The sequence below is a fragment of the Mycobacterium sp. genome (assembly GCF_025965855.1).
Taxonomy (GTDB): domain Bacteria; phylum Actinomycetota; class Actinomycetes; order Mycobacteriales; family Mycobacteriaceae; genus Mycobacterium.
In genome coordinates this window covers 1-10,435 of sequence record NZ_JAOPWB010000040.1, presented here as the reverse complement: position 1 = coordinate 10,435, position 10,435 = coordinate 1, and the positions used below count along the sequence as shown (strand labels likewise).

At 66.9% G+C, this 10,435-nt stretch carries 10 protein-coding genes; 4 read left to right on the top strand and 6 right to left on the bottom strand.

Annotated features, from left to right (window positions below):
* Positions 1-407 (top strand): class I SAM-dependent methyltransferase (locus JWP83_RS03205; protein WP_297725720.1); only part of this gene is annotated, 407 nt, incomplete at its 5' end.
* Between the two features lie 358 nt (positions 408-765).
* Here the strand turns inward: JWP83_RS03205 and JWP83_RS03200 are convergent.
* Genes JWP83_RS03200 through JWP83_RS03185 form a run of 4 tightly spaced genes read right to left on the bottom strand, consistent with a single transcriptional unit; the run spans position 766 to position 5,293 of the window.
* Positions 766-1,161 carry a hypothetical protein gene (locus JWP83_RS03200; protein ID WP_297725718.1) on the bottom strand — a complete coding sequence of 132 codons (396 nt, stop codon included), beginning with the start codon at positions 1,159-1,161 and terminating at the stop codon, positions 766-768.
* Between the two features lie 10 nt (positions 1,162-1,171).
* Positions 1,172-2,863: a class I adenylate-forming enzyme family protein gene (locus JWP83_RS03195; protein WP_297725716.1), complete on the bottom strand. Its 1,692-nt coding sequence runs from the start codon at positions 2,861-2,863 to the stop codon at positions 1,172-1,174.
* Positions 2,863-4,107: a cytochrome P450 gene (locus JWP83_RS03190; RefSeq protein ID WP_297725714.1), complete on the bottom strand. Its 1,245-nt coding sequence runs from the start codon at positions 4,105-4,107 to the stop codon at positions 2,863-2,865. Before JWP83_RS03190 ends, JWP83_RS03195 begins: the two co-directional genes overlap by 1 nt.
* Position 4,108: 1 nt before the next feature.
* Positions 4,109-5,293 carry an amidohydrolase family protein gene (locus tag JWP83_RS03185; RefSeq protein ID WP_297725712.1) on the bottom strand — a complete coding sequence of 395 codons (1,185 nt, stop codon included), beginning with the start codon at positions 5,291-5,293 and terminating at the stop codon, positions 4,109-4,111.
* 219 nt (positions 5,294-5,512) lie between these two features.
* On the opposite strand from JWP83_RS03185, the gene JWP83_RS03180 reads away from it, so the two are divergent.
* Both JWP83_RS03180 and JWP83_RS03175 read left to right on the top strand, forming a co-directional pair.
* Positions 5,513-6,538, top strand: a complete 1,026-nt coding sequence (locus JWP83_RS03180; protein ID WP_297725711.1) for an acyl-CoA dehydrogenase — start codon at positions 5,513-5,515, stop codon at positions 6,536-6,538.
* Between the two features lie 4 nt (positions 6,539-6,542).
* A complete protein-coding gene (locus JWP83_RS03175) occupies positions 6,543-7,709 on the top strand; it encodes an acyl-CoA dehydrogenase family protein (RefSeq protein WP_297725708.1) in 1,167 nt (388 codons plus the stop codon).
* 41 nt (positions 7,710-7,750) lie between these two features.
* Here JWP83_RS03175 and JWP83_RS03170 read toward each other — a convergent pair whose 3' ends face one another.
* Together JWP83_RS03170 and JWP83_RS03165 are read right to left on the bottom strand one after the other, a co-directional pair.
* Positions 7,751-8,545: an SDR family oxidoreductase gene (locus JWP83_RS03170; RefSeq protein WP_297725721.1), complete on the bottom strand. Its 795-nt coding sequence runs from the start codon at positions 8,543-8,545 to the stop codon at positions 7,751-7,753.
* 12 nt (positions 8,546-8,557) lie between these two features.
* Positions 8,558-9,322, bottom strand: a complete 765-nt coding sequence (locus tag JWP83_RS03165; protein WP_297725706.1) for an SDR family NAD(P)-dependent oxidoreductase — start codon at positions 9,320-9,322, stop codon at positions 8,558-8,560.
* A gap of 154 nt (positions 9,323-9,476) precedes the next feature.
* Between JWP83_RS03165 and JWP83_RS03160 the strand changes: the two genes are divergently transcribed.
* A partial coding sequence (locus tag JWP83_RS03160) for an OB-fold domain-containing protein (RefSeq protein WP_297725704.1) occupies positions 9,477-10,435 on the top strand: 959 nt, incomplete at its 3' end.

Genomic DNA, 10,435 nt, shown 5'->3' with positions numbered 1-10,435 from the left:
GCGACCGGCCCACCGCCTGGATCGCCGAGGGTCTGTTCGGCTATCTGCCGCCGGAAGCCCAGGACCGCCTGCTGGACAACATCACCGCGCTCAGCGCCGACGGCAGCCGACTGGCCACCGAAACCGTCCCGGACATGTCGCTTCTGGATCTCGAAAAGGCCCGGGAAATGATGCGCAAAGCCACCGCCAAATGGCGTGACCACGGCTTCGAACTGGAGTTTGCGGACCTGGGATACGAGGGCGAGCGTAATGAGGTCCCCACCTACCTGGAGAACCTGGGCTGGCGCTCGGTCGGTACGCCGATAAGTCGGCTCTTGGCCGACAACGGACTAGCGGCCATGCCGCACAGTAGCGACTGGGTTCCGATGGCCGACACCGTCTACTACACGTCCGTCGTGAGCAAGTAGTCGACAACGATGCGTGAGTCCGCGGCGCTGCTCCCGCCGTGAGGAACAGGACCCAGTATGGCTCTCGTCACAGCCACGGCTTGCATAGCGCGTCGGAGGGGTAGCGCACATCTGGGATACGTCCACTCTGCCAGTAGGTACGCGAAATAGAGTGCGCCACAACAGGTTACAGTAACGCCGTCACCAAATCAGAACGATGAGCCCAGCGCCTTATTGCCGGTGCGCTTGTCGGCCTTGCGGTTCACTCGCCCGTCAGGGCACGCTCAACCGGCGAACCACCAACGACTGAATGACTTCCACTGCCCTCTTAACATTGCCCTGATTGCGGCAAGCCGGGCTGATCGGTCCTTGGCGCTGACTATCGGCGGAGCATTCGCTTGCCGTCAAAGCTGTTCCACGCTTGCGGACGAAGCTCGATGACGACGCGGTCCTGCCGGGCCAATACCGCGGCGTCCAGGCCGGCCATTTTGCAGAACTGCGGGTAGAACCATTCGGCGGTGGACACGTCATCGTGCACGACTGCCAATGTCCGGGCACTGATCATCCGGCCATGGCCGAGTGGTTTACCTGCGCTGGAAACTGCGACCGTGCTTCGGGGGTCCGCGACTAGACAGTCGACCCGGGGACGGTCGCGGAAGGACGTCACCCAGAACGCATCGCGCTCAAACACGTAGGTTAGGAATGCCGACACCGGCCAACCGTCGCTGTTGAGCCACGCGACGGTGCATTCGGTCTGCACTGCGAGAAGTTGCATTCGCTCGTCATCAGTCAGACGGAAGGCTGTGAAATCCATGGCTTTCCTTCCTAGTCACGCCCTGGTCACGCCGAAGCCGGTCCGCCGCCAACAACCTGACCAGCCCCTGGCGATCGACCTTGCCGGTGGGCAGCATGGGCAGGTCGCTCTCGGCGAGAACCGTGATGACGGTCGGCACCTTGAACCCGGAGAGGTTCGCGCGCGCGTGGACGGCGACGGCCTCGGTGGACAGCGGGGCACCGTGTGCGGGCACGACGGCGGCCGCGACGACCTCGCCTCGTACGGGATGGGGCAGGGCGACGACGAAGCTGTGCAGCACGCCGGGCATGGCGTCCAGGACCGATTCGACCTCGGCCGGTGAGACATTGGACCCGGCGGTTTTGATCAGGGCGCTGGCGCGACCGGTGAAGTGCAGATGCCCGGCGTCGTCGAACCATCCACGGTCCCCGGTGTCATACCAACCATCGGCGGTGAACACCTCGTGGCGTTCCTGCTTGTAGATGCCGCTCATCAGGATCTGGCCGCGCACCTGGATCTCGCCTTCCTGGCCCGGCGGCATTTGAACGCCGGCGGTGTCCACGATCCGGTGCTGGACGAGCCCGGGCAATGGGATCCCGAAGGAGCCGCGGCGTTCTGCCGGCAGCGGGGTGTCGGGCACCTCGACCATGGTGTGCGGGCCGCCGGTCTCGGTCATGCCGAGCAGGTTAGGGGTCAGCTCGGGTTCGCTGGGTCGACGTTCGGGCGGCAGCGCCTCCAGCATGGTGCCGCCCCGGACGCTGGACAGGTCGCGCTTGGCGAAGTCGGGGTGGTCGGCCATGGCCTGACTGGCCTGCGCCCAGCATGAGATGAAGGTGGCCCGCTCCCGTTCCAGCAGCGCCAGCGTGGCACCGGCGTCGAACACGTCCTGGGCCAGGATCGCTGCTCCGGTGGACAGCGCCTGCAACACCACCATGGTCAGTCCACCCACCCAGAAGAACGGCATCGGGGAGTAGATGCGGTCGGTGGCGGTGACGCCGCGGTGGTGGGCCAGGATGGCTGCGTGGCGCACCAGGCTGCCGTGGGTGTGCGCGACGGATTTCGGGAGCGCCGTGGTCCCGGACGTCGTGACCAGCACGAGCTCATCAGCGGGTCGGACCTCCTGCTCGGCCGAGCCTGTGAGAGGCGCGACCGGACCCGTGCTGCCGGGCCATGGCGTCGTCCAAGCCTGGTCGCTGCCGGGCCAGACGTGCACCCGGCGCAGGTAAGGGACAGCGGCAAGCGCGATCGCCGCGTCGCCATCGGCCAGGCCGGGCAGCGCGTCGGCGACCCGGGTGACGAGGTCGCGGCCGGCGATCGAGCGGCCCATCAGGAGCACCTGGGTATCGGTGTGGCGCAGCAGCCTGGCGAGTTCGGCGCCCGGAGCGAAGGTCGACAGCGGAACGGTGAGCGCGCCGATGCGTGCCGCGGCCAACCATGCGATGAGCCACTGGGCGCAGTTGGGGAAGAGGATGCCGACACGGGTGCCCTTGCCCACGCCCGAGGCCAACAACGCATCGGCCAGTTTCCTGGACTGCGCGTCGGCCTCAGCGAAACTGAGCCGCTCGTCGTCGGTGACCAGGAATTCGCCGTCGGGCTGCGCGCGCCGCCGCGACAGCAGCTCGGGGACACTGCCCGGCAAGCCGGGGGGCCCCGGTTCGTCCGACGCGGTCGGCGCCGCGGCCATCAGCCGACGTGCACCGGGATGTGCGAATAGCCGGCCACGTTGGACATCGTCACCCGCCGCAAACCGTCGGGGTTGACGGCGAAACGCGGCCAGTGCTCGCGGATCGCGTGCAGGGCGACTCGGGTCTCGAGTCGCGCCAGCCAGGAGCCCAGACAGCTGTGGGCGCCGTACCCGAAGGCCAGGGTGGTGGCGCCGCCCCGCCTGATGTCGAACACGTCGGGCCGGTCGTAGGCGCGCGGGTCGCGGGTCGCGGCGCCGGTGACCAGCAGCGTCGGGTTTCCCGCCGGGATGGTGCCGTTGTCGAGTACCACGTCGCGAGTGGCGAACCGGCCCTGGTATTGCGAGGGCGGGTTGAGTCGCAGCATCTCCTCGATCGCGCCGGGGATCAGTCCGGGATCGGCGAGCACCAGCTCCCATTGATCGGGATTGTGGTGAAAGGCCATGACGCCGTTGCCCACCAGCTTGGTCACCGTTTCACTGCCCGCCGCCGCGATCAGCACCGCGAACGTGGCGATGTCCTCGTCGGTGAGCCGGTGCGTCACGCCGGTCTCGTCCTCGTAGCTCGCGGTCACCAGGCGGCTGATGATCAGGTCGTCGGGCTGGCGGCGCTTCTCGCGGGCCAGGTCCAGGAAGTACTCGCCCATCGCCATCGAGGCAGCCACTCCGCTCTCGGTGGCGAAGGGGTTGTTTTTCTCGCGATGCAGGAACGCGTCGGTCCACAGCCGGATCTGCTGGCGCTCGCCAGGAGGGACACCGAGCATCGAGGAGATGATTTCCACCGGGAACAGCGCCGCGAAGTCGGCCACCACGTCGAAGTCCTCTTTGCCTGCCAAGGCCCGCACGTAGGAGGTCACGATGTCGGTAACCAGTGGCTCGAGGTTGGCGATCGCTGCCTTGGTGAACACCTGGCGTACCAGCTTGCGCAGCCGCTCGTGCTCCGGAGGATCCAAGAGGATCAACATGTTGAGGTCGTTGAACTTGCGGCGCATCGACAATGCGTCCAGCGTGACCCCGTAGGAGCTGCTGAAGGTCTCCCAGTCCCGGTGCGCGGCAACGACATCCTCGTGACGGGTCAGCGCGTAGAAATCCCACCGCTCGCTGTAATACACCGGCGCCTCGTCGCGCATCCAGCGGTAGGTCTCATACGGGTCATCGAAGAAGCTGTCGGAGTACGGGTTGAACTCCATCGGGGAGCCATCCTCGCGCGGTTTGGTGGCCGATACCGCCCCATGATCAGTCGACATCTCAGGCGTCGATCCGCATCATGCTCGATAGCGTGCCGCCCATCACCATGGCGATCTCGTCGTTGCTCAGCTCTGGGTGCCGATCGGGGTAGCTGAGCGGATCGGCCAGGCCCTCGGGGTGCGGGTAGTCCGAGCCGAAGAACAGGTGATCGATCGGCACCAGCTTCGCGAGTTCGGCCACGTTCTCCTCCCAGAAGGGATTGAAGTAGATGCACCGCTGAATGGCCTCCACCGGATCCTCGCTATAGAGCTGCGGCATCTTCTTGCGGGTGTCCTTGAGGTTCTCCAGCAGCCGCGGCAGCCAGGTCGTTCCGTTCTCCACCATGCCGATCCGAAGCTCGGGAAACCGCGTCAGGAGTCCGTGGCAGGCCAGCGCCGCAACAGCGTCCTCGGCCGGGTTGCGCGCCAGGCTGTAATAGGAGCGGAACGGCGACGGCTGGAACGGCCGGAACTCGCCGGAACCCTCCCAATCGTTGGCGTAGCGCGAATACCCACTGTCGGAGGCGTGCATGATGACCAGGACCCCGGTCTCGACGACCCGCTTCCAGAACGGGTCGAATTCGGGCAGCGCGAATGACCGCGGGCCGTGCAGCCCGGGCACCGGTGCCGGACGGATGAGAATGGCTCGTGCACCGCGCTCGACCACCCAGTTCAGCTCCTCGATGGCCTTGTCCACGATGGGCAAGGTGATGATCGGCGTCGTGAAGATGCGGCCCTTGTAGTCGAACTGCCACGTCTCGTGCAGCCACTGGTTCAGAGCATGAATGATCGTGTGAGTCGCCTCGGGGTGCTCGCGGAAACGTTCCTCCACCAGGCTCGCCAGCGTGGGGTACATCATCGACTTGTCGATGCCCTGCTCGTCGAGGAGCTCCAGCCGGGGTGCCGGTTCGCGCATCGCGGGGGTTGCCTCGATCGCTTTCCCCAGAATCTCGCGGTGCGGTTTGCCTTCGGGGTTGCCGTTATGGAAGTAGTCCTCCTGGGCTCCCGGGGCGGCGACCTTGTCGAAGGTCGGGTTGGGAATGTAGTCGCTGATCTGTCCCATGGTGGCGATCTTGGTCCGTCCGTCCACTTCCACGTACCGGATTGCGCCGTGGTACTCGGGCGGCAGGAACTTGGTGAGCGCATCGCGTGTCTCGTACATGTGGTTATCACCATCGAAGACCGGATAGCCCAATCGCGGCGTCATTGAAATCCTCCTCCTGCCGGCCATAGCTGCATCGCAGAACGGCCGCTACTCAACAGTGCGACAATCAGATATGCGACTGACTCTAGCACCGAGTGCGTTAAAAGAGGATATAGGTTTACTTTTTCGTCGTGCATCAATCCGTTTGCGGGTAACGTGCCTTCTGTGGCGGCGCTCGCGTGTTGCCGATGTCGAGGGCGTTGCGATTATGAGGAGGAATTGGTGGATCTATCGCTGACGCGGGAGCAATGCGCGGTCCGCGAAGCGTTCGCGGCCTTATTCGGGAAACAGGCCACGCCGCAGCGGGTGCGCGAAGCGGAGTCCACCGGCTTCGACCTGCTGCTGTGGCGGCACTACGCCGATCTCGGTGCGCTGGGTATCGGGGTGCCCTCGGACTGCGGGGGCGGGGACGGCGGCCTTCTCGAACTGGCGTTGGTGGCCGAGGAAGCCGGCCGACGCGTTGCCCCGATCCCAGTGGCCGAGACCGCGGCCGCGGCGCGCGCGTTGGGTCGCCTGCGCGAGAAGGATTTGCTGGTGCCGGTCCTGAGCGGATCGGTGATCGTGTCGCTGGCCACCCAGCCCGGCTCCGCGACACAGCAGTTGCTGGTCGACGGCGCGATCGCGGACGCCGTGCTGGCCCTCGACGGAGACTCCCTGGTATACGTGAACCGCCCGGACGGCCTGCCCAAGACGGCGCACCGCAACCTCGGCGGACTATCGCTGGCCCGGTGGCACGCGCCGGGCCCGACCACCGTCCTCGCCGAAGGCAGTGAGGCGCGCGCGATCTTCGACACCGCGGTCGACGAGGTGCGGGTGCTGCGCGCGGCCGCTCTCGTCGGGTTGGCTTCCGAGGCGGTAGGGATCGGTTCCCGGTACGCGATCGTTCGCGAGGCTTTCGGCCAGCCGATCGGAATGTACCAAGCAGTCGCGCATCCGTTCGCCGACGCGATCACCGCCCTGGATGGTTCCCAGCTGCTGGTCCGTAAGGCCTGTTGGGCAATGGATTCCGCGCAGGAAGATGCCGGCGCGCTGGCGGCGATGGCGTTCGTCTTCGCCGCCGAAACGGCTTATCACGCGACGACGCACAGCCTGCATGTCCACGGCGGCTACGGGTTCATGGAGGAGTACGACATCCAGTTGTATTACCGCAGAGCCAAAGCGTGGGCGGCGGCGTTCGCCGACCCGCGACGCGAGCTGCTCACCGTCGCCGACCGGCGGTTCGGCCCCGTGACGACCGGAGGTCGGTGACTCGATGGACTTCAGCGAACCCGAGAACTGGGCCCGAATCCGCCGCGAGGCAGAGAGATTCACCGCCGAACATGTCACTCGCGACGTGATCGAGCATGAGCGCCGGACCGGCGACGGCGTTGATCGCGCGCTGACCCGGAAGTTGGGCGAGCGCGGCTGGATCGCGTCGGGCTGGCCGGTCGCCGAGGGTGGCGCCGGACTGGATCCGTTCGAGGCGGCCGCGCTGTGGAACGCATTACGCAAGGGAGGAGTGCCGACCGCGGGCCCCGGTACGACCATGCTGCCGGCGAACGCCATCCGCGCCACCGGCTCCGCTGAACTCAAGGCCAGAATCCTGCCAGGCGTCGCCGCGGGCGAAGTCCTGATTTGTCTGGGCTACACCGAGCCCGCAGGGGGCTCGGATGTGTTCGCCTGCGCGACCCGGTCTCAGCGCGACGGAGATGAGTGGATTGTCAACGGGCAGAAGATCTTCACGACATTCGCGCATCTTGCCGACTATTGCTTCCTGCTCACCCGCTCGCAGCCCGGGTCGGTGGGACCGCGGGGCCTGACGATGCTGCTGGTACCGCTGGACACGCCCGGTATCGAGATCCAGGCAGTGCGCACCATGGGTCACGAGCGCACCAATATCGTGTTCTACAACGACGTGCGGGTGGCCGATGCGAACCGAGTCGGCGAAGCACACCAAGGCTTCGCCGTGATGCGGGCGGCGCTCGAGGCCGAACAGAATGTCGCCCCCGGTTCGCGCACCGGGTGGGTCGCCGACGATGCGCTGGAGTTCGCTCGCACGCACTGCGGACCCGACGGCACCGAGCTGATCACCGATGTCCTGGTCCGCGAACGCCTGGCCCGGATGGCAATGGAGGCAGAGGTGGCCGACCTGCTGGATTTGCGGGTGGCCTTCCTTGACGCGGAAGGGGACAAGCCGGGCCCGGTTTCGGCGTTGTTCGGGCCGGAAAGTTACGTGCGCGCATCAGCCGCGGCGATCGACATCGCGGGGGCCGCGGGCATGATCGACTGGACCGATCCGCAGAGCGCGGTGGATGGCAGCCTGGACGCGCACTATCGGAGTGCCGTGGCGACAACGATTTACGGTGGGTCCAGTGAGGTGCTGCGCAGCCTCATCGTGGAGAACCGGCTGGGGTTGCCGCGCAGCCGTCCACGGCGGTGACGGGCGTGCCGTGCGGGTAACACGCTGAGAAGGCAGCGCGCTCAGAGGAAGTCGCTGCCGCCGTCAACGTTGAGGTGGGCGCCGGTCATGTACGTGTTGTCGGGTGAGGCGCAGAACGCGATGACAGCGGCAACCTCGTGAGGCAGCCCGAGCCGACCCAGGTCCACCGACATGCCGTGACCGCGCCCCAGCAGTGCGAAGGCACCCACGGGGTCATCCGTCGCGATCCCGGCGGAGGCGAGCACCGGTCGCGCCCAATCGGTGAGGATCGGACCCGGGGCGACGGCATTGACCAGGATGCCATCGCTCGCGAGGCTGCGGGCGAGGTTCTTCGTCACGCTGAGTAGTGCGCTCTTTGCCGCGGTGTAGCTCACCAATCCCGCCGACTGGTGCTGCACCGACATCGCCGTCACGTTCACCACCCGGGCCCACTCCGCGGCTCGCAGCAGCGGCAAGGCCGCACGCACACACCGCACCGCGGACAACACCCCATCGTCGAATGCCGCCGCCCACTGCGCGTCGCCCAGGTCCTCGAAGCGACCGGCCCCCGTCGGACCGGCGGCATTGACCAGCACGTTGAGTCCGCCCCACCGCACGCCAACTGTCGCGAAGATGGCATCGACGTCCGACGCCGAGCCCAGATCCGCGTTCAACGTCAGCACCTCCGGACTGCCGGCGTCCGCCAATGTCGCGGCGGTCTCCGTCAGCCGAGCTTGGTTCCTGCCGATGACGCCGACCCGCGCGCCCTGTTCGGCCAGGCACAAGGCCGTCGCCAGTCCAATGCCGCGGGTGCCCCCGGCGATTACCGCAGTGGCGTCAGCGAATCCGAGGTCCACGATGGTCACTGGCTACTTCGGCGCGAACCGTTGGCCGGCGTCGAGTCGGATGGTCGACCCGTTGAGCATCTGGTTCTCGACAATGGACAGCGCCAGGGAGGCGTATTCATCGGGCCTGCCCATCCGACGCGGGAAGGCCGCGTCGCGGGTCAACTCACCGGCCATTTTCTCCGGAATCCGCGACGTGATCCCGGTCGCGAACAGGCTCGGCGCGACGGCGGTGACCCGGATGCCCAGGCTGCCGAGATCACGCGCCATGGTCAACGTCATTCCGGCGATCGCGGCTTTCGCGGCGCTATAGGCGACCTGGCCGATCTGCCCTTCGAACGCCGCAATCGATGAGGTGTTGACGATGACGCCGCGTTCGTCGTCGACGGGCTCGTTGCGACTCATGTGCCAAGCCTGTAACCGGTTCAGGTTGAAGGTGGCGATCAGGTTGAGCTCGATCACGGACCGAAAGGCGTCTAGAGAGTGCGGTCCGCTCTTGGACAGCGTGCGCGCCGATACCCCACCCCCGGCCGTGTTGACCGCGATGTGCAGGGCTCCCAGGCTTTCGACGGCCGCCGCTAGCGCGGTCTCCGCGCCGTCGCTGTCGGTCGCGTCGCACGGGTGAAAGGACGCGGCCGCGCCCAGTTCCTTGGCCACGGCGGCTCCGTCCGACGTCGGCAGGTCCAGCACGGCGACCTTTGCGCCCCGCTCCGCCAGCCGCTCGGCGGTCGCCCGTCCCATGCCCGAGGCGCCTCCAACGACCACTGCGGCGCTGTCCTTGACCTTCACGCGAACCCCTGTCTGCTGTGATGACCGATTGTCTCCTCTTACGAGGTCACCACAGTACACAGAAGTAGAGTCACACTCTACTATTCGAGCCAGTCATATGTTCGCTATCTGCTACGGTTCGTGTTGGTTATTCGTCGGTGCGACCGGAGGTGTGATGACAGTGCCCGGCCCGGCCGAGGCGGTGGTACGGCCCCTGCCCCAAGTGAGCATCAGCACCGAGTCGTTCTGGACCAGCGGCGCCGACGGACGGCTCCGGATCGCCCAATGCGAGGCGTGCAGCCGGTACCACCACCCACCGCGCCCGATCTGTCCGCACTGCCGCAGCGTCGAGGTAGCGATGACGCCGGTATCGGGATGCGCCACGGTCGCCGGTTTCACCGTGAACCACCAGCAGTGGCTGCCAGGCTTCCCGCCGCCCTACGTCGTCGCGGTCGTCGCCATCGCCGAAGACCCCTCGGCCCGACTCACCACGAACATCGTCGGCTGCGAACCCGAACACGTCGCCATCGGCCTGCAGGTCAAGGTGGTGTTCGAGCAGCACGACGACATCTGGATTCCACTGTTCGAACCGGATTCCGAGGCAGCCAAGGCCGGACCGGTCCCAGGCCCGCGTGATCTAACTCGCCATGTGCGGCCCATGTCGTCCCCCCGCAAATTCGAAGACAAGGTGGCGCTCACCGGGGTCGGCAGCTCGACGATCGGGCGTCGCCTCATGGTCGATCCGCTGTCACTGACCGTGACGGCGTGCCTGCGCGCCGTCGAGGACGCGGGGCTGAACCTGGCCGACATCGACGGCCTGGCCACCTATCCGGGAGGACTTGCCGGCGGGATGTCGGAGGGCGGGGTCACCGCCGTCGAGGAGGCGTTGCGCATTCGGCCCACCTGGATCAGCGGTGGGGCCGAAGTGCCCGGGCCCAGCGGCAGCGTCGTGTCCGCCATGCTCGCCGTCGCGGCTGGGCTGTGCCGGCACGTGTTGTGCTTTCGGACGGTGTGGGAATCGACGCACACGGCCCTGGCCAGGCGCGCCAAGTCCGCGGGCGGGGCGGGCCGGGCGTCGGGCATGTTCGAGTGGCGGGCACCGTTCGGCGCCATGTCGGCCGCCAACTGGATCGG